Annotated in this window: 23 protein-coding genes; 11 read left to right on the plus strand and 12 right to left on the minus strand. The window is 66.2% G+C overall.

All coding sequences use genetic code 11. The annotated features are described in order from the left end of the window. Nucleotides 1–20 precede the first annotated feature (20 nt). The 3 genes from rpoZ to FOC67_RS27215 form a co-directional block, all read right to left on the minus strand. A complete protein-coding gene (rpoZ, locus tag FOC67_RS27205) occupies nucleotides 21–287 on the minus strand; it encodes a DNA-directed RNA polymerase subunit omega (RefSeq protein ID WP_003096602.1) in 267 nt (88 codons plus the stop codon). Between the two features lie 88 nt (nucleotides 288–375). After that, complete coding sequence (gene gmk, locus FOC67_RS27210; RefSeq protein WP_003098317.1) at nucleotides 376–987, minus strand: guanylate kinase; 612 nt, start codon at nucleotides 985–987, stop codon at nucleotides 376–378. A 58-nt stretch (nucleotides 988–1,045) separates the two neighbouring features. Next, nucleotides 1,046–1,909 (minus strand): YicC/YloC family endoribonuclease, encoded by an 864-nt coding sequence (locus FOC67_RS27215; RefSeq protein WP_003096599.1) that lies wholly within the window; start codon nucleotides 1,907–1,909, stop codon nucleotides 1,046–1,048. A gap of 180 nt (nucleotides 1,910–2,089) precedes the next feature. On the opposite strand from FOC67_RS27215, the gene rph reads away from it, so the two are divergent. Both rph and FOC67_RS27225 read left to right on the plus strand, forming a co-directional pair. After that, on the plus strand, nucleotides 2,090–2,809 hold the full coding sequence (gene rph, locus FOC67_RS27220) for a ribonuclease PH (protein ID WP_003096595.1): 720 nt from the start codon (nucleotides 2,090–2,092) through the stop codon (nucleotides 2,807–2,809). Nucleotides 2,810–2,855: 46 nt separating this feature from the next. Beyond that, nucleotides 2,856–3,227, plus strand: coding sequence for a DUF4870 domain-containing protein (locus FOC67_RS27225; protein ID WP_003096590.1), 372 nt, complete (start codon nucleotides 2,856–2,858; stop codon nucleotides 3,225–3,227). Nucleotides 3,228–3,285: 58 nt separating this feature from the next. Here the strand turns inward: FOC67_RS27225 and FOC67_RS27230 are convergent, their stop codons facing one another. Continuing rightward, nucleotides 3,286–4,065 carry an exodeoxyribonuclease III gene (locus tag FOC67_RS27230; RefSeq protein WP_003098313.1) on the minus strand — a complete coding sequence of 260 codons (780 nt, stop codon included), beginning with the start codon at nucleotides 4,063–4,065 and terminating at the stop codon, nucleotides 3,286–3,288. Nucleotides 4,066–4,145: 80 nt separating this feature from the next. Here FOC67_RS27230 and pyrE point away from each other — a divergent pair, with 80 nt between their 5' ends. After that, nucleotides 4,146–4,787, plus strand: a complete 642-nt coding sequence (pyrE, locus tag FOC67_RS27235) for an orotate phosphoribosyltransferase (RefSeq protein ID WP_003096586.1) — start codon at nucleotides 4,146–4,148, stop codon at nucleotides 4,785–4,787. A 20-nt stretch (nucleotides 4,788–4,807) separates the two neighbouring features. Next, nucleotides 4,808–5,425 carry a hypothetical protein gene (locus tag FOC67_RS27240; RefSeq protein WP_003136264.1) on the plus strand — a complete coding sequence of 206 codons (618 nt, stop codon included), beginning with the start codon at nucleotides 4,808–4,810 and terminating at the stop codon, nucleotides 5,423–5,425. On the opposite strand, the gene FOC67_RS27245 is transcribed toward FOC67_RS27240, so the two are convergent. After that, entirely contained in the window at nucleotides 5,405–5,869 is a 465-nt protein-coding gene (locus tag FOC67_RS27245; protein ID WP_003096582.1) for a thioesterase family protein, read from the minus strand. The genes FOC67_RS27240 and FOC67_RS27245 overlap by 21 nt on opposite strands. Before the next feature lie 173 nt (nucleotides 5,870–6,042). Here FOC67_RS27245 and FOC67_RS27250 point away from each other — a divergent pair, with 173 nt between their 5' ends. The 3 genes from FOC67_RS27250 to FOC67_RS27260 all read left to right on the plus strand — a co-directional run bounded on the left by FOC67_RS27250 (nucleotide 6,043) and on the right by FOC67_RS27260 (nucleotide 9,129). Continuing rightward, entirely contained in the window at nucleotides 6,043–6,432 is a 390-nt protein-coding gene (locus tag FOC67_RS27250) for a cytochrome c5 family protein (protein WP_009314524.1), read from the plus strand. A 77-nt stretch (nucleotides 6,433–6,509) separates the two neighbouring features. After that, nucleotides 6,510–7,838: a D-arabinono-1,4-lactone oxidase gene (locus FOC67_RS27255; RefSeq protein ID WP_003136261.1), complete on the plus strand. Its 1,329-nt coding sequence runs from the start codon at nucleotides 6,510–6,512 to the stop codon at nucleotides 7,836–7,838. 82 nt (nucleotides 7,839–7,920) lie between these two features. Beyond that, nucleotides 7,921–9,129 (plus strand): DSD1 family PLP-dependent enzyme, encoded by a 1,209-nt coding sequence (locus FOC67_RS27260; RefSeq protein ID WP_083842305.1) that lies wholly within the window; start codon nucleotides 7,921–7,923, stop codon nucleotides 9,127–9,129. Between the two features lie 70 nt (nucleotides 9,130–9,199). Here FOC67_RS27260 and FOC67_RS27265 read toward each other — a convergent pair whose 3' ends face one another. Continuing rightward, nucleotides 9,200–10,150: a transporter gene (locus FOC67_RS27265; protein WP_009314521.1), complete on the minus strand. Its 951-nt coding sequence runs from the start codon at nucleotides 10,148–10,150 to the stop codon at nucleotides 9,200–9,202. 225 nt (nucleotides 10,151–10,375) lie between these two features. On the opposite strand from FOC67_RS27265, the gene sphR reads away from it, so the two are divergent. Continuing rightward, nucleotides 10,376–11,446: an AraC family transcriptional regulator SphR gene (gene sphR, locus FOC67_RS27270; RefSeq protein ID WP_003096573.1), complete on the plus strand. Its 1,071-nt coding sequence runs from the start codon at nucleotides 10,376–10,378 to the stop codon at nucleotides 11,444–11,446. 44 nt (nucleotides 11,447–11,490) lie between these two features. On the opposite strand, the gene argB is transcribed toward sphR, so the two are convergent. The 4 genes from argB to coaBC are packed head-to-tail and all read right to left on the minus strand — an operon-like array spanning nucleotide 11,491 to nucleotide 16,733. Beyond that, a complete protein-coding gene (gene argB / locus FOC67_RS27275; protein ID WP_003096572.1) occupies nucleotides 11,491–12,396 on the minus strand; it encodes an acetylglutamate kinase in 906 nt (301 codons plus the stop codon). 16 nt (nucleotides 12,397–12,412) lie between these two features. Beyond that, nucleotides 12,413–15,025, minus strand: coding sequence for a phosphomannomutase/phosphoglucomutase (locus tag FOC67_RS27280; RefSeq protein ID WP_009314520.1), 2,613 nt, complete (start codon nucleotides 15,023–15,025; stop codon nucleotides 12,413–12,415). A 36-nt stretch (nucleotides 15,026–15,061) separates the two neighbouring features. Beyond that, nucleotides 15,062–15,517, minus strand: coding sequence for a dUTP diphosphatase (gene dut / locus FOC67_RS27285; RefSeq protein ID WP_003096567.1), 456 nt, complete (start codon nucleotides 15,515–15,517; stop codon nucleotides 15,062–15,064). Between the two features lie 7 nt (nucleotides 15,518–15,524). Beyond that, on the minus strand, nucleotides 15,525–16,733 hold the full coding sequence (gene coaBC / locus FOC67_RS27290) for a bifunctional phosphopantothenoylcysteine decarboxylase/phosphopantothenate--cysteine ligase CoaBC (protein WP_003098292.1): 1,209 nt from the start codon (nucleotides 16,731–16,733) through the stop codon (nucleotides 15,525–15,527). A gap of 139 nt (nucleotides 16,734–16,872) precedes the next feature. Between coaBC and radC the strand changes: the two genes are divergently transcribed. Beyond that, on the plus strand, nucleotides 16,873–17,547 hold the full coding sequence (radC, locus tag FOC67_RS27295) for a DNA repair protein RadC (protein ID WP_003096559.1): 675 nt from the start codon (nucleotides 16,873–16,875) through the stop codon (nucleotides 17,545–17,547). A gap of 262 nt (nucleotides 17,548–17,809) precedes the next feature. Here radC and FOC67_RS27305 read toward each other — a convergent pair whose 3' ends face one another. Continuing rightward, entirely contained in the window at nucleotides 17,810–19,390 is a 1,581-nt protein-coding gene (locus tag FOC67_RS27305) for an ABC transporter substrate-binding protein (protein ID WP_003096557.1), read from the minus strand. Nucleotides 19,391–19,745: 355 nt separating this feature from the next. On the opposite strand from FOC67_RS27305, the gene rpmB reads away from it, so the two are divergent. Both rpmB and rpmG read left to right on the plus strand, forming a co-directional pair. After that, on the plus strand, nucleotides 19,746–19,982 hold the full coding sequence (gene rpmB / locus FOC67_RS27310) for a 50S ribosomal protein L28 (protein ID WP_003096556.1): 237 nt from the start codon (nucleotides 19,746–19,748) through the stop codon (nucleotides 19,980–19,982). An 11-nt stretch (nucleotides 19,983–19,993) separates the two neighbouring features. Further along, on the plus strand, nucleotides 19,994–20,149 hold the full coding sequence (gene rpmG / locus FOC67_RS27315) for a 50S ribosomal protein L33 (protein WP_003096555.1): 156 nt from the start codon (nucleotides 19,994–19,996) through the stop codon (nucleotides 20,147–20,149). A gap of 136 nt (nucleotides 20,150–20,285) precedes the next feature. On the opposite strand, the gene FOC67_RS27320 is transcribed toward rpmG, so the two are convergent. Continuing rightward, nucleotides 20,286–20,648, minus strand: a complete 363-nt coding sequence (locus tag FOC67_RS27320; RefSeq protein ID WP_003096551.1) for a cupin domain-containing protein — start codon at nucleotides 20,646–20,648, stop codon at nucleotides 20,286–20,288. Nucleotides 20,649–20,702: the final 54 nt, after the last annotated feature.

A 20,702-nucleotide genomic window follows, 5' to 3' on the forward strand; every position in this document is an offset into this window, starting at 1 on the left:
CGTCGAGCCGAGGCCATGGCTTACAGGGCCTCGGTGTTGGCCTCGTCGTCGAACGCTGCGAACAGCGGTTCGTCCTCGACGATGTCTTCCTGCTGGACGACGTTCTCATCGACCAGGCCGGAAGCGATCTCGCGCAGGGCGACGACGGTCGGCTTGTCGTTTTCCCAGGCCACTTTCGGCTCCTTGCCGCCGGTAGCCAGCTGACGGGCGCGCTTGGTGGCGAGCATGACCAGCTCGAAACGGTTATCGACGTTGTCCAGGCAGTCTTCAACGGTGACGCGGGCCATGGTGTTCCTCGTAACGAAAAGTGAGCCCGACGTTTGCCGGGCGGACTGAATAGTCTAAAAAATCGCCAATCTTTATGGAAGAGCCGATTTAGGCGAGCAGACGACCGAGCAGTTCGGCGTGGCGTTGCTGCTGGGCGTCCTGGCGCAACTGGCGGGCGCGGAAGATCGCCTTGAGGTCGTCCAGGGCGTGGGCGAAATCGTCGTTGATCACCAGGTGATCGTACTCCACGTAGTGGCTCATTTCGCTGACGGCTTCGCGCATGCGCCGCTCGATCACCTCGTCGCTGTCCTGGCCGCGGTTGGTCAGGCGCTGGCGCAGGGCTTCCTGGCTCGGCGGGAGGATGAAGATCGATTGGGCCTCGGGCATCAGCCGGCGCACCTGCTGGGCGCCCTGCCAGTCGATCTCGAGGATCAGGTCGAGGCCTTCGGCGAGGGTTTTCTCGACCCAGCGCTGCGAGGTGCCGTAGAGGTTGCCGAAGACTTCGGCGTGCTCGAGGAACTCGTTGCGTTCGAGCATGGCGAGGAATTCCTCGCGGCTGGTGAAGTGGTAGTTGACCCCGTCCACCTCGCCCGGACGCATGCCGCGGGTGGTATGGGAGACGGACACGCGGACCTCGGGGGCGGCGTCGAGCAGGGCCTTCACCAGGCTGGTCTTGCCGGCGCCGGAGGGAGCGGAAACGATGTACAGGGTGCCGGACATGAGGTGTTCCTGGTGCTTCGTACGGGTTGGAAAGAGATCGGGCGGAGGCGCCCGCCGGTCATTCGATGTTCTGGACCTGCTCGCGCATCTGCTCGATCAGGACCTTGAGGTTGACCGCCGCCTGGGTCGAGCGCGGGTCGAACGCCTTGGAGCCTAGAGTGTTGGCTTCCCGGTTGAGTTCCTGCATCAGGAAGTCCAGGCGCCGACCGGCGGCGCCGCCGGCCTTGAGGACCCGGCGGACCTCGCCGACGTGGGTGGCGAGGCGGTCCAGCTCCTCGGCGACATCGCTCTTCTGCGCCAGCAGGACCAGTTCCTGCTCCAGGCGCTGCGGATCGAGTTCGGCCTTGAGTTCGGCGAAGCGGTCGAGGATCTTCTGCCGCTGGTTGGCCAGCATGGTCGGCACCAGTTCGCGCAGGTTGCCGACTTCCACCAGCATCGCGTCGAGCCGATCGTTGAGCAGCTTCGCCAGCTCCTGGCCTTCGCGCGAGCGGCCGGCCTTGAGTTGCTCCAGGGCCTGGCCGAAGGCTTCCAGGGCGGCGGCGTTGAGCGCCTGCGGATCGGCCGAGTCGGCCACCAGTACGCCGGGCCAGGCCAGCACGGCGAGCGGATCGAGAGGCGCCGGCTGGCGGATCAGGGCGGCTACGCCTTCGGCGGCGGCGACCAGTTGGCGGGCGCGCTCCTGGTCGACCTGCAGGCTCTTGCCGGCGGTTTCCTCGGCGAAGCGCAGGGTGCATTCCACCTTGCCACGCGACAGGCCCTGGCGCAGCGCCTCGCGCACCGCGCCTTCGAGGTCGCGGAAGGCGTCGGGCAGGCGCAGGTGAGGCTCCAGGTAACGGTGGTTGACCGAGCGCAGCTCCCAGCTCAGGGTGCCGTGGGTACCGGCCTGCTCGACGCGGGCGAAGGCGGTCATGCTGTGCACCATGGGTCTACCTCGATAGTCGTGTGGGGAGTGCGTTCGGCGCCGGACGCGCGCGGCTGCCGTGATTCGAGCCGGGCATTGTAACCCACGTCCGGCGGGGCCCGCACGCCGACGGTGGTTGAGAGCCCGGGCTGGCCTCTATAATGGCGGCCAATTCCGCTTTCTCAGTACAGGATATCCACGATGAATCGTCCCAGTGGCCGTGCCGCCGACCAGCTGCGCCCGATCCGCATCACCCGCCATTACACCAAGCACGCAGAAGGTTCGGTGCTGGTCGAGTTCGGCGATACCAAGGTGATCTGCACCGTCAGCGCCGAGTCCGGGGTGCCGCGCTTCCTCAAGGGCCAGGGCCAGGGTTGGCTGACCGCCGAGTACGGCATGCTGCCGCGCTCCACCGGCGAGCGTAACCAGCGCGAGGCCAGCCGCGGCAAGCAGGGCGGTCGTACCCTGGAGATCCAGCGCCTGATCGGCCGTTCCCTGCGAGCGGCGCTGGACCTCAGCAAGCTCGGCGAGAACACCCTGTACATCGACTGCGACGTGATCCAGGCCGACGGCGGCACCCGCACCGCCTCGATCACCGGCGCCACCGTGGCGCTGATCGACGCCCTGGCGGTGCTGAAGAAGCGTGGCGCGCTCAAGGGCAATCCGCTGAAGCAGATGGTCGCCGCCGTTTCCGTGGGCATCTACCAGGGCGTGCCGGTCCTCGACCTGGACTACCTGGAGGATTCCGCCGCGGAAACCGACCTGAACGTAGTGATGACCGATGCCGGCGGCTTCATCGAGGTGCAGGGAACCGCCGAAGGCGCGCCGTTCCGTCCCGCCGAGCTGAACGCCATGCTCGAACTGGCCCAGCAGGGCATGCAGGAGCTGTTCGAACTTCAGCGCGCCGCGCTGGCCGAATGAGCAGACGCCCGGCACTGCCTGCCGGGCCCCGGAGAAGGAGCACTACATGAACGATGTATCCGAAGAGGTCGCCGCGACCCCCGGCCAGGAAGCCCGGCAATGGGCGATGTTCTGCCATTTCGCGGCATTCATCGGCCTGGTGTTTCCCTTCGGCAGCCTGCTCGGGCCGCTGATCGTCTGGCAACTCAAGCGCGAGAGCGATCCGTTCGTCGACGCCCAGGGCAAGGAAGCGCTGAACTTCCAGATCACCGTGGCGCTGGCGATGTTCGTCAGCTTCCTGCTGATGCTGGTGGTGATCGGCTTCTTCCTGCTCGGCCTGGTCTGTCTGGCGGCGCTGGTGTTGACCATCATCGCCGGCATCAAGGCCAACGAAGGCAAGGCCTATCGCTATCCGTTCTGCCTGCGGCTGATCAAGTAGGCCGCACGTGGAATAGAAAAGCCGGCGCATGCGCCGGCTTTTTCGTGTCTGACGGGGCTCAGATGCTCAGTTGCCAGTCGTAGTCGACGATCAGCGGCGCATGCTGGGAGAAGCGCGGCTGGCGCGGCAGCTTGGCGTTGCGCACGAAGCGGCGCAGGCCGGGGGTCAGCACCTGGTAGTCGAAGCGCCAGCCGAGGTTGAGCATCTCGGCCTGTTCGCTGTCCGGCCACCAGCTGAACTGGTCGCCTTCGCGGCTGACTTCGCGCAGGGCGTCGGCATAGCCGAGGTTGCCGAACACTTCGTCCAGCCAGGCCCGTTCGGGCGCGAGGAAGCCCGGCATCTGCTGGCATTCGCGCCAGTTCTTCACGTCCATCTTCTGATGGGCGACGTATAGCGAGCCGCAATAGATGTATTCGCGGCGCTTGCGACGCTGCTTGCTCAAGTAATGGGTGAAGTCGTCCATGAACTTGAATTTCTGGTTCAAGCTCTCGTCTCCGCTCTGCCCGGAAGGCAGCAGCAGGGTGGCGATACTCACCTTGTCGAAGTCGGCTTGCAGGTAGCGCCCGTAACGATCGGCCGTTTCGAAACCTAAGCCGCTGATCACAGCTTTGGGCTGCAAACGGCTGTAGAGTGCGACACCGCCCTGTTCGGGTAGCTCGGCATCGCAGGCATAAAGGAAGTAGCCGTCCAGTTGGAAGGACGGGTCATCCAGATCGAAGGCGGAGGCTCGGGTGTCCTGCAAGCAGATCACGTCGGCATTCTGTGCTTGCAGCCAACTGAGCAAACCGCGCTCGGCCGCAGCCTGAATACCATTCACGTTCACACTGATGATCCGCATAAATGGCCCCCAAAATCACGTGCGTGTATGATACCCGAGCTCAAACGGTTTAGCTAAATTCATGCGGCTTGGTGTCATTCATGCAGGCGTATCAGCGCGATTTCATTCGTTTCGCCATCGAGCGCGGGGTTCTGCGCTTCGGTGAGTTCACCCTCAAGTCCGGGCGCACCAGCCCCTATTTCTTCAATGCCGGCCTGTTCGACAGCGGCCTGGCGCTGGCCCGCCTGGGACGCTTCTACGCCGAGGCGGTGATCGACAGCGGAATCGACTTCGACGTCCTGTTCGGCCCGGCCTACAAGGGCATTCCCCTGGCCGCCACCACCGCGGTGGCCCTCGCCGAGCAGCACCAGCGCGACCTGCCCTGGTGCTTCAACCGCAAGGAAGCCAAGGACCACGGCGAAGGCGGCACGCTGGTCGGCGCGCCGCTGAGCGGCCGGGTGCTGATCATCGACGACGTGATCACCGCCGGCACCGCGATCCGCGAAGTGATGCAGATCATCGACGCCCAGGGCGCCAGGGCCGCGGGCGTGCTGATCGCGCTGAACCGCCAGGAGCGCGGCAAGGGCGAGCTGTCGGCGATCCAGGAGGTCGAGCGCGACTTCGGCATGCCGGTGGTGAGCATCGTTTCCCTGGAGCAGGTGCTGGAATATCTTGCCGAAGATGCTGAACTGAAGAAGCATCTGCCGGCGGTAGAGGCCTATCGCGCCCAATACGGTATCTGAACCTTTCACAAGGGACTGGCATGGTCGGACAGGATGTAATGCGTTGCCTGATGGCCCTGGGGCTGGTGCTCCAGGGGCTTTCCTTCGGCGCCCAGGCGGCGCCGGGCGGAGCGGTGGAGCTTTACCGCTACGTCAACGACAAGGGCGTGGTGGTGCTCGACCGCCAGGGTGTGCCGCCGCAGTACATCGGCAAGGGCTACCAGGTCCTCAACGACCAGGGCCGGGTGATCCGCACCGTACCGCCGGCGCCGACCGCCGAGGAGCTGCGGCAGCGCAAGGCGGCCCAGGCCCAGGCCAGTTCCGATGCGCAGTTGCTGCGCCTGTATTCCAGCCTCGAGGACGTCGACCGCGCTCGCGAACGGCGCCTGGCGGAACTGGACGGGCTGAGCAGCGTGGCGCGCGGCAACCTGCAGTCGCTCAAGCTGCAACAGGCCAACCTGCAAGGCCAGGCGGCCAACCAGGAGCGTGCCGGACGTCCGGTGGCGCAGGCGCTGGTGGACCAGCTGGACGATCTCAAGCAGGAGGAAAAGCGCCTGCAGGGTGAGATCGGGCGCTTCCAGAAGGCCCGCGAAGAGGCGGAAAGAACCTATGCCGCCGACCGCGCGCGGCTCTCCCAGCTACTCGGCGTGAGTCCCTGACTCCACTGGCGACTGTCGCTCGAACGCCCTGATCTTCTCGCGCAGCCAGTCCGGTACGGGCTGGCTCTGTCGCTCGTTCGCATCCGCATAGACGTAGACCAGCTCGCCGACGGTGAGCAGCTGCTCGTCGCGCCAGATGCCCAGCTCGAAAACCAGGCTGCTGCGCCCCAGCCGCGCCACGCGGGTGCCGATGTCCAGCCAGTCGTCGAAATGCGCCGGGGCGCGGTATTCCAGGGTGCTCTTCACCGCGAACAGGTCGCCTCCGCCGCGCAGCAGGTCGGCCGGGTAGGACATGCCGAGCTGGCGGTAGTACTCGGTGGTGGCGACGTCTAGATAGGTCAGGTAGTTGCCGTTGAAGACGATGCCCTGCGGATCGACCTCCGCCCAGCGAACCCGCAGGGAATGGAAGAAGGTGTAGTTCTGGCGCTGTGCTGCGCTGCTCATGCCGGCTCCTCGACGCTGCTGCAGACATCGACTCTAGACCGCCATCGCGCGGTGCGAAAGGGCTGGCCGCAGAACCCCCCGTCGCTGGCCCGCATTGCCCTCATCCTCGGGGCGTCGCGGCCTTAGTGTTGTTCGACGAGAACGCACGCCGTGCGCAACGAGAGAGGAACACCATGTCGTCCACGTTCCGCCCCGGACCGGACAACTCGCGCCTTTGCCGCCCGGGGTTGCTGCTTGCCCTGGGCCTGATGCTGGTGGCCTGCGGAGAATCCACGGAGCCACCGGCGCGGGCCGCCGATTCCCAGCGTGTCCCTGCGGACCCTGCGTTGGCGCAGGTGTATTCCGCCAGTTGCAAGCTCTGTCACGCCAATCCCGCCTCCGGCGCGCCGCTGACCGGCGATGCCGCTGCCTGGGCGCCACGCCTGGCGCAGGGCATCGACACCCTGCTGGACCACAGCATCAACGGCTACAAGGGCATGCCGCCCATGGGCATGTGCATGCAGTGCTCGGAAGAGCAGTTCCGGGCTTTGATCGATTTCATGTCCGCAGCGCAGGACCGATAGGGGATACCGGCATGCCAAGTCATCTGTCGCGACGCCAGCTCCTGCAACGGGCGGGAGCGCTCGGTGCGTTCGCCGCCATGGTGGGAAACCCCGCGCTGGCGGAGTTGCTCCGCGCACCGCGCCTGATTCCCTGGCGCAACTGGTCCGGCGCGCAAAGCTGCCTGCCCCTGGCGCGGGAGGCACCGAAAGACCTCGACGAACTGGTCCGGGTCATCCGCCAGGCGTCCGGCAGGATCCGCCCGGTGGGCTCCGGCCATTCGTTCAGCGCGTTGGTCCCGACCGACGGCACCCTGCTCTCACTCGCCTACTTCAGCGGCTTGCTCAGCCACGACAGCGCGACCCTCCAGGCCGAGTTCGGCGGCGGTACGCCGATGTCGCAGATGGGCGCTCCGCTCAGGGAGATCGGCCAGGCGCTGGTGAACATGGCCGACATCGATTACCAGACCCTGGCTGGCGCCATCGCTACTTCCACCCATGGCACCGGGGTCGGCTTCGGTTCCTATTCCGCCCAGGTTCGCGGTCTGCAACTGGTCACCGCGAGCGGCGAGGTGCTCGAGTGCGACGCCAAGCGCAACGTGGAGGTGTTCGATGCCGCGCGGGTCTCGCTGGGGGCGCTGGGCGTCGTGACCCGGGTGCGCCTGCAGAACCGCGCGGCCTACCGCCTGCGTGAACGGCAGTGGATCGCCCGGACCGAGGAATTGCTGGAGGACGTGGAGAAGAACACGCGCGAGAACCAGCACTGGGAGATGCTGGTGGTGACCCACTCCGACTACGCCCTGTCGATCGCCCTCAACGAGACCGACGAGCCGAAGACCCCGCCCCTGGACCCGGCGAAGGAAGGCGGCAACGAGTTCGTCGGCCTGATCGAAGGTCTCGACAAGTACCTCAGCGACTTCCCGGAGACCCGCCGCACCCTGCTCAACAGCCTGCGCCATTTCGCCCGCTTCGACGAGCGGGTCGACGATTCCTATGCGGTCTACGCCAACGTGCGCAACGTGCGCTTCAACGAGATGGAGTATTCGGTCCCCGCCGAGCATGGTCCCGCCTGCCTGCGGGAGATTCTTGCGCTGATCCGCGACAAGGACCTGCGCACCTGGTTTCCCATCGAGTACCGCTACGTGAAGGCCGACGACATTCCCCTGAGCATGTTCGAGGGCCGCGACAGTTGTTCCATTTCCGTGCATCAGCACTACAGCATGGACCACCACAACTTCTTCGCCGCGGTGGAACCGATCTTCTGGAAATACGCCGGGCGTCCGCACTGGGGCAAGCTGCATGGCCTCAACGCGCACCAGTTGCAGGGGCTCTATCCGCGCTGGAAGGCGTTCGCCGAGGTGCGCCAGGCGCTGGATCCCCGCGGGCGGTTCCTCAATGCGCACCTCTCTTCCATCCTGGGCGTGACCTGAAAGGAGCGACGCCGTGAATCGACGCAAGTTCATGTTCGCCGGCCTCGGGGCCGGCGCGCTGCTGGCGGGAACTGCCGCCTGGATGCGTCCCGCCGACCGTGGCGGGCCGTACGACGACTATTTCCGCGCGCTGAACCGCGAACTCAAGGCCAATGGCCCGATGTGCCCGGTGCTGCTCATCGACCTCGATCGCCTGGACCACAACATCGATGTGGTGATGCGTTCGGTCCGCCGCGGCGGCAAGCATCTGCGGCTGGTGGAGAAGTCGCTGCCCTCGCCCGGCCTGCTGGCGTACATCGCCAGGCGCGCCGGCACCCGGCGGCTGATGTCCTTCCACCAACCGTTCCTCAACCACGACGCGGTCGCTTTTCCGGATGCCGACATCCTCCTTGGCAAGCCGTTGCCGGTGCGTTCGGCGGAACTGTTCTACCGCGAGCACAAGGGCGCGTTCGACCCGGCGCGGCAGTTGCAATGGCTGATCGATACGCCGCAGCGCTTGCGTCAGTACCTGGCGCTGGCCCAGGGGCTGGGGACCCGGATGCGCGTCAACATCGAACTGGACGTCGGCCTGCATCGCGGCGGGGTGGCCGACCAGGCCGCGCTGGGTGAATTGCTGGCGCTGATCGCGGCGCATCCGCAGCACCTGGAGTTCGCCGGCTTCATGGGCTACGACCCCTTCGTCGGAATGGGCGTGCCGGGCATCCTCGGTTCGCCCGAGGAGCTGTTCGCCAAGGTCATGGCGCTCTACCAGGGACATGTCGACTTCGCCCGCCAGCGCTTCGCCGCGCTGTGGACGCCACAGCTGACCCTGAATACCGCCGGCAGCCCCAGCTATCGCATGCACGAGAAGGAAACGCTGAGCAGCGAGGTCTCGGTGGGCACCGCGATGCTCAAGCCGAGCCACTACGACCTGGCGTCCCTGGCCGAGCATGTGCCGGCCGTCTACATCGCCACGCCGGTACTCAAGAGCACCGGCGTGGTGCAGATCCCGGCGCTGGACGGCAAGTCCCGGCTGTTTTCCTGGTGGGACCCCAACCAGCGCGGCACCTTCTTCATCTACGGCGGCAACTGGATGGCCGACTTCGCCTCGCCCGAGGGACTGCGCAGCAACGGCATCTACGGGCGCAGCTCGAACCAGGAAATGGTCAACGGCTCGCCTTCGGTGGGCCTGGAGGTGGACGACCAGGTCTTCCTGCGGCCGACCCAGAGCGAGTCGGTGCTGCTGCAATTCGGCGACCTGCTGGCGCTGCGCGGCGGGCGGATCGTCGAGCGCTGGCCGGTTTACGCCTAGGACGCCTGGCGCTTTTCCTAGTCGATGGCGGCAGCCCGCGGATAGCGGGCTGCCGCTTCGTTCCGATGCCTCAGAGTTCGAACGGAATGGTCAGCTTGGCCCAGAGCATGTCGCCTTCGGGGCGGTTCTCCACGTCGAATTCCTTGGCCCAGCGGATCTCCGCGCTGGCGTACTTGAGGAAGGTCAGGTGCACGGCCGGGCCGATGGCGAAGACCTGGCCGCGTACGCCGTCGTCGACTTCCTCGCCGAAACCGAACACCCGTACGGTCTCGCCGTTCTGTTTGTCGTCGGTGGTCTGCTTGAGGTAGTAGCCGTTCAGGCCGAGGCGCAGGTTGTCGGTCACCCGATAGCTGGCGGAATAGTCGAAATGGAAGATCTGCCCCGAGCGATAGTCGGTGTCGTGGTTTTCCATGTTGAAGCTGTAGGTGGCCTTCAGCGACAGCTCGGTGCGTTTGGTGGGCAGCCAGGTGAAGGAGAACAGCGGCTTGTAGGTGTAGAAGTTGTTGCTGGTGTTGGCCAGCCGCTCGGCATCGTACTTGCCGGTGGGCACGGTGACCTCCACGGCGGCGGCCAGGGTCAGGTCCTTGCCCATGTCCCAGAGGATGATCGGCGCGAAGGTGGTGTCACCCATGCTTTCCCGTTCGTCGCTCAGGCCGAACGCGGCCACCCGTTGGCGGATATAGGGCTGGGCGATGTAACCGCCCAGGCGCCCGCCGAAGATCCGCAGCGGGCTCAGGTAGTCCAGGCGAGGGATGATCGCATCCGAGCTGATCTTCACGTCGGACACCTTGCCGCCGAAGGAGCTGATGTTCAGCTTCCTGGCTTCGTAGTGGTTGTAGTAGACGTTGAAGGCGAACATGTGGTCGGGGAGGTTGTCGACGTCCAGTGGCAGGGTGAAGAAACCGTCGGTTCCTGGACCAATGTTGTCCACGCCGCCTTCGCTGGCGTGGGTGCAGCAGCTGAAGGCGAGGGTGACGCAGGCGGCCAGGCGCAGGGGCCTGCGGGGGTGGGTCGGATTCATGGGCGGGCTCTTATTATTGTTTGGCGTGGCTCGGGGTACGGCATAGGAATAAGCCCTATCGACAGGCCGAGGCAGGGCATTGACGGTCAGCGAGGGGGGGATTTGCGGACACCGTGCAATGCTTTGTTACATCTGTGCGGAACGCTATATGATGGGACGCTCATCCCATGTCGCGATCCACCGCCAGAACAAGAACGAAGCCGAGACCGGCTCAGGATTTCGCCCATGCACAACAATGCCGCCGATGCGCGCTACGAACTCGCCCAGGTATCCACCTTCCTGCTGCAGACGCTGGCCGAGGTGGTCGAAGGCCATGGCGTCGATCCCGCGCGGCTGTGCCGGGGCCTGGGCTTCACCGTCGAAGACCTGCAGGACCCTACCCAGCGCATCTCCTACCGCCAGGCCGTGAGCATGATCCAGCGTGCCCTCCAGGCCCTGCCGGAGCGGGGGCTGGGGCTGTGGGTCGGACACCAGAACGTGCTCGGCACCCTTGGCCTGCTGGGCCATGTGCTGTCGCTGTGCCGGACCCTGCGCGACGCGTTCGACATCGGCGTGCGCTACCAGCACAGCTCGGGCGGGATCGTCACCTCCAGCGTCTACCAGCAGGGCGAAACCTTCTTCGTCGAGGTCGAATGCCACCTGCCCAGCAGTGAGGTGCAGGTGTTTGCCATCGAGGAGTTCTTCGCCAGCCTGCTGGTGTATGGGCGTGCCCTGGTCAGCCCGGCGTTCGAACCGCTGGGCATCGAACTCATCCATGCCGCTCCGCCCTACGCGGGCGAGTACCTGCGCCTGCTGGGCCCCCAGGTACGCTTCGGCTGCCTGCACAACCGCATGGCGATCGCCAGCCACTGGCTGGACATGCGCCTGCCCAACCACAACCTGCCGGCGTTACGCCAGGCGCTGGCCCTGCTGGAGCAGGAAAGCACCCAGGTGCACCGGAAACTCGACCTGGTCCAGGCGGTGGAACGGGCCATCGCCCGCGACCTCAGCCTGGGCAGCCAGATCGAAAGGATTTCCGCCGAACTGAACATGAGCAGCCGCACCCTGCGGCGCCGGCTGGCCGAACACGGGCTGACCTTCGAGGCGTTGCTGGAACAGGTGCGACGAGGGCGGGCGATGAGCCTGCTGGGCAACCCCGGGATGTCCATCGAACGCATCACCGAGGAAGTGGGATACCGTGACATCCGCAGTTTCAGGCGCGCGTTCAAGCGCTGGACGGGAGTGAGCCCGGCGACCTTCCGCAGCGAGGGTGCGAGCCCGCTGGAGCAGGCCTTCGCGCTGGCCGCGCGACGCTAAGGGAGAACCGCCATGGCGCGCCGGAGCGCGCCATGGCCGGACGATCAGTGACGCTTGCGGTTGCTGATCAGGGTGCCGACGCCGCTGTCGGTGAAGATTTCCAGCAGCACGGCATTCGGCACCCGGCCATCGATGATGTGCGCGCTGGTCACGCCGCCCTGTACCGCTTCCAGGGCGCAGCGGATCTTCGGCAGCATGCCGCCGTAGATGGTGCCGTCGGCGATCAGCTCGTTGACCTGTTCGGTGGACAGCCCGGTCAGCACCTGGCCCTGCTTGTCCATCAGGCCGGCGATGTTGGTCAGCAGCATCAGTTTCTCGGCCTTCAGCGCTTCCGCCACCTTGCCGGCCACCAGGTCGGCGTTGATGTTGTAGGACTCGCCGTTGCTGCCCACGCCGATCGGCGCGATCACCGGAATGAAGTCGCCCTTGACCAGCATGTTCAGCAGCCCGACGTTGACCCCGGTGACTTCGCCCACATGGCCGATGTCGATGATCTCCGGCTTGGTCATCTCCGGGGTCTGGCGGGTCACGGTGAGCTTCTTCGCACGGATCAGCTCGGCGTCCTTGCCGGTCAGGCCGATGGCGCTGCCGCCGTGGCGGTTGATCAGGTTGACGATGTCCTTGTTCACCTGGCCGCCGAGGACCATCTCCACCACGTCCATGGTCGCCGCGTCGGTGACGCGCATGCCGTCGATGAAGTGGCTCTCGATCGACAGGCGCTTGAGCAGGTCGCCGATCTGCGGGCCGCCGCCATGCACCACCACCGGGTTGATGCCGACCGCTTTCATCAGCACCACGTCGCGGGCGAAGCCGGCCTTCAGCTCCTCGCTCTCCATGGCGTTGCCGCCGTACTTGATCACCAGCGTCTTGCCGACGAAGCGGCGGATGTAGGGCAGGGCCTCGGAAAGGACCTTGGCAACCTGGGCGGCGTCATCGCGACTCAGGGTCATGGGGAGCTCCGACATGTCAGAAGGGCACGGGCAGCGAGGAATCCACTGCCTTCAGTTGGTTACGGAAGACGGTCTTGATGCGCTCCAGCTCTTCCTCGGTGTCCGCTTCGAAGCGCAGGACCAGCACGGGAGTGGTGTTGGAGGCGCGTACCAGGCCCCAGCCTTTGGGGTAGTCGACCCGCACGCCGTCGAGGGTGGTGATGTTGCCTTCGCCCCATTGGGCGTCGCGTTGCAGCGCCTCGATGATGGCGAACTTGCTGTCCTCGGTGACGGTGATGTTGATTTCCGGGGTGGAAATGTCACTCGGGAAGGCCGAGAACACGTGCTCGCTGTCACGCTGGTCCTGGCTGAGGATTTCCAGCAGGCGGGCGGCGCTGTAGATGCCATCGTCGAAGCCGAACCAGCGCTCCTTGAAGAACACGTGGCCGCTCATCTCGCCGGCCAGCAGGGCGCCGGTTTCCTTCATCTTCCTCTTGATCAGCGAGTGGCCGGTCTTCCACATCACCGGACGGCCGCCGTAGCCGCTGATCAGGGCGATCAGGCGGCGGGTGCACTTGACGTCGAAGATGATGTCGGCCCCCGGGTTGCGCGAGACCACGTCCTTGGCGAACAGCATCAGCAGACGGTCCGGATAGATGATGGTACCGGTATTGGTGACCACGCCGACGCGATCGCCGTCGCCGTCGAAGGCCAGGCCCAGGTCGGCGTTCTCGGCCTTGACCTTGGCGATCAGATCCTTCAGGTTCTCCGGCTTGCCCGGGTCCGGATGGTGGTTCGGGAAGTTGCCGTCGACCTCGCAGTACAGCGGGATCACGCTGCAGCCCAGGGCCTCGATCAGCTGCGGGGCGATCACCCCGGCCACGCCGTTGCCGCAGTCGACCACCACCTTCATCGGCTTGGCCATGGCGATGTCGTCGCGGATCTGCTTGAAGTAGCGCGGCAGGATGTCGACCTGCTCTACGCTGCCGACGCCGGATGCCAGGTCGTTTTTCTCGATGCGCTCGCGCAGGGCCTGGATCTGCTCGTTGGCCAGGGTCTCGCCGGCGACCACGATCTTGAAGCCGTTGTAGTCCGGCGGGTTGTGGCTGCCGGTCAGCATCACCCCGGACTTGCCCTCGAGCACGTTGGCCGCGTAGTACAGCACCGGGGTAGGCACCATGCCCACGTCGCTGACCTGGCAACCGCAGTCCACCAGGCCCTGGATCAGCTGCTTGACCAGTTCGGGACCGGACAGGCGGCCATCGCGGCCGACAGCGACGCACGGTTCGCCGCGGGCGAGACTTTCCGAGCCGATGGCGCGACCGATCCAGTAGGCGGTCTCGGCGGTGAGGGTATCGCCTACCACGCCGCGGATGTCGTAGGCGCGGAAGATGCTGGCGGGCAGCGTCGGTGCTTTTGCAGTGCTCATGATGGGGGTTTGCTCCAATCCCAGGAGGTCCTGGTCTTCATCGAGAATGTCGATATCCAGAATGTCGGTGTTCTGGAACAACGGATCTGCCAATGCCGGCTCCTCGCGAGGAGGCGCTTTCGCCACCGCCACCGCCACCGGCGCCACCGGCGCTGCCTTGGCAGGGCTGGGCGCGCTGGTCGGCTCCGGCTTGCGCCGCGGCTGGCGGGCCAATGCCTGGATCAGCGGGGCGAAGCCCGGCAGGCTAGGCACAGGGGGTTTGGCAGTGCGTTGCCCGCCGAGTTCCTGAAGATACTGACCGAGGGTCAGGACATCCTGGTGCAGGCGGCGCAACAGCGACGAACGGGTGAGGTAGGCGCCGAGGATGCCGCCGAGCAGGGCCAGCAGCGCCGCGAGTGCCAGCAGCAGCGGCGAGGCCTGGGTCGAGGCGACGCTGCCGGGCGTGTAGTTCAGTTTCCAGTTCGGATTGCCGCTGTCCAGCGCTTGCGCACCCTTGCCCGGCGCCGGCGTACCGCGTTGCAGCAGCACCTGGGCCGGTGCGCCGGAGAACTGCTGGACCAGTTGCACCTGGCCGGCATCGCCCGGCAAGGGCGGCAGGGCGCGCAGCAGCCGTTGCAGGTCGACCGCCAGCAGCAGCGTGCCTTGCAGGCTCTGGTCGGCGCCGCGCACCGGCGCGGCGCTGTACAGCAGCCAGCGCTGGCCGACCTTGTAGGCTTCGGCGGCGACGTTCTGGCCACTTTCCACCCGGTGCAGGATATCCAGGGCGGCGAAGCTGACCGGGCCGGGGCTGTCGTTGTCCTGGGTGGCCTGGCCGGGCGCGTTCAGGTGGGCATCGACCACGCCGTCCCAGGCCAGCAGGCTGCGCTGGGCGGCCTCGATGCGGGCGGCGTCGCCGCTTTGCAGGGCTTCGAGGGCGAGGGGGCTGGCCGCGGCGGCGCGGGTGTCGGCGGCGAGTTGCTGCAAGGCCTGGCGCAAGGCGCCGGCCTGGCCTTCGGCCCAGGCCGAGTCCAACTGGCGCTGCTGCGCCTCACCGGCGCCGCCGAAGACGCCGAACCAGAGCAGGGCGCCGGCGGCCGCCACGCCCAGCAGGCTGGCGCCTATGCCGGGCAGCAGGTCCTTGCCGTCAGCGCGTTCGGACGCTGCCTTGCGCGGCTTCTTTTCCGGTTCGAGCAGGTCGCCCAACTCGTTCCCATCCTTGGCGGTGCGCTGGAAAAGCTTCATGCCGCGTCTCCTCGGCGTCTCGTCCTGTGTTCGGGGTCAGTGGCTGCCGGAATGGCCGAAGCCGCCGGCGCCGCGCTGGCTTTCGTCGAACTGCTCGACCAGCTCGAAATGCGCCTGCACCACCGGCACCAGTACCAACTGCGCGATGCGCTCGCCGACGGCGATGGTGAACGGCGACTCGCCGCGGTTCCAGCAGGACACCATCAGCTCGCCCTGGTAGTCCGAGTCGATCAGGCCGACCAGGTTGCCCAGCACGATGCCGTGCTTGTGGCCCAGACCGGAGCGCGGCAGGACCAGGGCGGCGAGGCCGGGATCGGCGATGTAGATGGACAGGCCGGTGGGAATCAGCAGGGTCTGGCCCGGGCCGAGGACGGTGTCTTCCTTGAGCATGGCGCGCAGGTCGAGGCCGGCCGAGCCCGGCGTGGCGTACTGCGGGAGCGGGAAGTCGGAGCCCAGGCGGGGGTCGAGGATCTTGGCTTGGAGAGAGTGCATCAGTAACTCATTGCTGGTTGAGGCGGTCGGCGATGAAGGCGATCAGCTGGCGAGCGATCTTGCCCTTGCTGGTCTGGGCGAAGGTGCTCGGATGCAGGTCGCGGTCGATCACCGTGATCGCGTTCTCGTCGCTGTTGAAGCCGATCGAGGGGTTGGCCACGTCGTTGGCGACGATCAGGTCGAGGTTCTTGTCCTTCAGCTTGCGTGCAGCATAGTCCAGCAGGTTTTCGGTTTCTGCGGCGAAGCCCACGCTGAAGGGACGATCCTCGCGCTGTGCGAGGGTGGCGAGAATGTCGGGATTGCGCACCAGCTGCAAGAGCAAGCCCTCGCCGCTGGTAGGGTCTTTCTTCAGTTTGTGCGCGGCGACCACTTCCGGGCGGTAGTCGGCGACCGCCGCGGAGGCGATCAGCAGGTCGCAGGGCATTGCCGCCTCGCAGGCGGCCAGCATGTCGCGGGCGCTGACCACGTCGACGCGCTGCACCCGGTCGGGCGTCGGCAGGTGCACCGGGCCGGTGACCAGGGTCACCCGTGCGCCGGCTTCCACCGCCGCCTCGGCGAGGGCGAAACCCATCTTTCCGGAACTGTGGTTGGTGATGTAGCGCACCGGATCGATGTTTTCCTGGGTCGGGCCGGCGGTGATCAGCACATGCACGCCGGTCAGCGCCTGGCGCTGGAAGCAGTCGGCGGCGCGCTGCGCCAGTTCCTCGGCTTCGAGCATGCGCCCGAGGCCGACGTCGCCGCAGGCCTGGCTGCCCGCTGCCGGACCGAACAGGTGGAAGCCGCGCTGGCGCAGCAGCTCGGCGTTGGCCTGGGTCGCGGTGTCGCGCCACATGGCCTGGTTCATCGCCGGTGCCAGGGCGATTTGCGCGTCGGTGGCCAGCACCAGGGTGGTCAGCAGGTCGTTGGCCACGCCCTGGACCAGGCGCGCCATGAGGTCGGCGGTGGCCGGTGCGATCAGCACCAGATCGGCCCAGCGGGCTAGTTCGATGTGGCCCATCGCGGCTTCCGCCGCCGGGTCCAGCAGATCGGTGTGCACCGGATGGCCGGACAACGCCTGGAGGGTCAGGGGCGTGATGAACTCGCGGCCGCCCTGGGTCATCACCACTCGGACTTCAGCGCCCTGGTCGCGCAGGCGGCGGACCAGTTCGGCGCTCTTGTAGGCGGCAATGCCGCCGCCCACGCCGAGGACGATGCGTTTCCGATAGAGCCGCTGCATAGGCTTGCCTTAATAAGGAAATGGATGACATGCGCTTCGGCAAACGCGCCTCCCCAGGTCGTCTGCCGCGCAAAAAGGATGGGCTAAGATAGCACAGCGTCCGCACGGGAACAGCGGGCGGGCTCGATGGGGAAAGCGAATGAGCATCCGCGATTGGCCCGAAGCCGAACGGCCTCGGGAGAAGCTTCTGGAGCAGGGCGCGGCGGCCCTTTCCGATGCCGAGCTGTTGGCGATCTTCCTGCGCACGGGAGTGACCGGTTGCAGTGCGGTCGAGCTGTCGCGGCGGCTGTTGAGCGAGTTCGGCGGGCTGCGTGCCCTGCTCGAGGCGGACCTCGCCTCGTTCTGCGGCCATCTCGGGCTCGGCGTGGCCAAGTATGCGCAATTGCAGGCCGTGCTGGAGATGGGCCGGCGCCACCTGGCCGAGCGCCTGCGTCGCGATTCGATACTGGAGAGCCCGCAGGCGGTGCGCGACTATCTCAAGGCGCGCCTGCGCCACGAGCAGCACGAGGTGTTCGCCTGCCTGTTCCTCGACACGAGGCACCGGGTCCTGGCGTTCGAGGTGCTGTTCCAGGGCAGCATCGATGGCGCCAGCGTCTACCCGCGCCAGGTGGTCAAGCGCACCCTGGCGCACAACGCGGCGGCGCTGATCCTGACCCATAACCACCCTTCCGGCGACGCCCGTCCGAGTCTCGCCGACCGCCAGCTCACTGCGCGCCTCAAGGAAGCCCTGGCGCTCATCGACGTGCGGGTGCTCGACCACTTCATCATCGGCGACGGCGAGCCGCTGTCGCTGGCCGAATACGGTTGGCTGTGAGCGTTCGACGAAGGGCTCAGCCCAGGCGCCGCTCGATGCCCGCCAGCAGGCGCGGGCGGATCAGTCCGCTGACCGGGCGGATCGCCAACCAGTAGGGGGTGAAGCGCAGGCGGCTGGCGCGATCGGGGCAGAACACCCGGGTTTCCGTGTGCAGCAGGGTAGCGCCGGCGCGTCGATCAGCCGCTGATGGCGCTCGCTGAACTGCCAATGCGGCAGGTAGAGACGGTCGAGATCCATCGCTGGGTTCTCCCGGGCGTGGCCTTCAGCGTTTCACGGCGACCCGCGAGAAATCCTGGCGACCGAACGGATTGACCTGGTAGCCCTGCACCTCCTGGCGGGTCAGGGCGAAGGCGGTCGGGTGGGCCAGGGGCAGCCAGAGCGCCTGTTCGTGGATCAGTTTCTGCGCCTGGTGGTACAGGCCGGTGCGTTGTTCCTGGCTGCTGGCGGCCTTGCCGTCGGCAATCAGCTTGTCCAGGCCGGGGTCGCAATAGCGCGCGAAGTTGAGCCCCGACTTGACGCTGGCGCAGCTGAATTGCGGAGTGAGGAAGTTGTCCGGATCGCCGTTGTCGCCGGCCCAACCCATGAACAGCAGGTCGTGTTCGCCGTTCTTGGCGCGACGGATCAACTCGCCCCATTCGATGACGCGGATGTTGGCCTTGATCCCGGCCTCCGCCAGGTCGGCCTGGAGCAGTTGGGCGCCGAGGCTCGGGTTGGGGTTGAGCAGGCTGCCGGACGGGCGGGTCCAGATGTTCAGCTCGGGAAGCTGCTTGCCGGCCAGCAGCTTGCGCGCCTGTTCGGGGTCGTGCGGGTAGGCGGGAATATCCCTGGCATAGCTCCAGGTGTTTGGCGGATAGATGCCGGTGGCGGCACTGGCGCTGCCTTCGAATACCGCCTGCAGGTAGCTGGTGCGGTCGAAGGCCAGGTTGATCGCCTGGCGCACCTTGGGATCGTCCAGCGGCGGATGCTGGGTATTGAGGGCGACGAAGGCGGTCATGAAGGCCGGCGTCTGCTCGACCTTCAGGCTGGCGTCCTTGCGCGCGCTCTCCACGTCCAGCGGCTTCGGCGACAGGGCGATCTGGCATTCGCCGCGGCGCAACTTCTGCAGGCGCACGTTGGCGTCCGGGGTAATGGCGAAGATCAGCGCGTCGACCGCCGGCTTGCCGGCGAAGTACTCGGGGTTGGCGGCGTAGCGCACCACCGCGTCCTTCTGGAAGCGCTTGAACACGAACGGCCCGCTGCCGATCGGCGCGGTGTTGAGCTTTTCCGGGGTTCCGGCCTTCATCAACTGGTCGGCGTACTCCGCCGAATAGATGGAGGCGAAGCCCATGCTCAGCATCGGCAGGAAGGTCGCGTCGGGGTGGTCGAGAACGATCAGCACCTGGTGGTCGCCGCTTTTCTCCACCCGCTTGATCAGCTCCGGCAGTTGCATCGACTGGGCGTGCGGGAAGCCGTTCTGCGCCACCTTGTGCCAGGGATTGGCCGGATCGAGCATGCGCTGGAAGCTGAACACCACGTCGTCGGCGTCGAGCGTACGGCTCGGCTTGAAGTAGGCGGTGCTGTGGAAGTGCACGCCCTGGCGCAGGTCGAAGCGATAGCTCAGGCCGTCGTCGGACACCGACCAGCGCTCGGCCAGCGAGGGCACCACCGTCCCCTTGCCGGCGTCGAACTCGACCAGGCGATTCATCAGCACATCGGCCGAGGCGTTGGTGGTGGTCAGCGAGTTGTACTGGACCACGTCGAAGCCCTCGGGGCTGGCCTCGGTACACACACTCAAGGTGGCAGCGGCGGCGGGCTGGGCGAGCAGCAGAGGGGCGAGGAACAGGGAGAAAGCGGCGAGGCGCATGACGGGCTCCATTCGAACGGTTAACATGCCCATCCGCAGCGGTTGGGCGCAGTCATGCAAGGCCGTTGGCGACCTTGAATCGCTACCCTAGACCATGCGGCGGGCAGCGACAACGAGGCAAGGCGACGAACGGCCACGGTGCGAAGCCCGCAGCGAGGCGGGCCGCGGCTGCGCCATGGGCCTTCGCCCTTGCGGCGCGGGGCGCCTTTCTGATATAAAGCTGCGCTCTTTTCTGGGGCCACGCTCTCCTTCGTCGGGATGCAGCGGGTAAGACCCCGGTGAAACTGAGTATCGAACTTGAGTTAAAGCAGCCAACCCATGCCGGGTTGGGCATGAGGTTATAGAGGGCTGAGGCATGTCTAGAGTCTGTCAAGTAACCGGTAAGGGTCCGGTTACCGGGAATAACATTTCCCACGCACACAACAAAACCCGCCGCCGTTTCCTGCCGAACCTGCAGCACCACCGTTTCTGGGTCGAGTCCGAGAAGCGCTTCGTACGTCTGCGCGTTTCCGCCAAGGGCATGCGTATCATCGACAAGCGTGGCATCGAGGCCGTCCTGGCTGACCTGCGTGCCCGCGGCGAAAAATTCTAAGGAGCTGAATCATGCGTGAATTGATTCGTCTGGTGTCCAGCGCCGGTACCGGCCACTTCTACACCACCGACAAGAACAAGCGTACCAAGCCTGAGAAGATCGAGATCAAGAAGTACGATCCGGTCGTTCGTCAGCACGTGATCTACAAGGAAGCCAAGATCAAGTAATTGATCCGGCACCTTGCGAAAAGCCCGCCATCCGGCGGGCTTTTTCATTTCCGGCGTACGAACTCCCGGGCTGGCGCACAAAAAAGCCCGCCAGGTGGCGGGCAAGGGTAACAAGCATTCGGGATGAAGCCGGGGCTCAGGCCTTGGCTTCGAAGATCACATAGACCTTGCGACAGGCTTCGAGCACTTCCCAGGTGCCCTGGAAGCCGGCGGGGATCACGAAGCGGTCGCCGGCGCGCACGGTCTTGGCGTTGCCGTGCCGGTCGCGCAGCACCGAGACGCCCTGGATGATCTCGCAGTACTCGTGTTCGGTGTAGTTCACCGTCCACTGGCCCACGGCGCCTTCCCAGATACCGGCGTTGAACTGCCCGCAGGGGCTGCCGTAGTGGTTGCGCACGCTCTGTTTCGGGTCGCCCTTGAGGATTTTCTCCGGCGCCGGGCTGTAGTGCTCCGGAGCGCTGTTGGCCTGGGCGAAGTCGACGATCTGTTCGATGTTCATGCTGACTCTCGGTTCTTGTGGTTCTGGCCAGTTGGAGGCAGGGCGGCGCCAGCC

The sequence above is a fragment of the Pseudomonas sp. FDAARGOS_761 genome, assembly GCF_013343155.1.
GTDB lineage: Bacteria > Pseudomonadota > Gammaproteobacteria > Pseudomonadales > Pseudomonadaceae > Pseudomonas > Pseudomonas aeruginosa.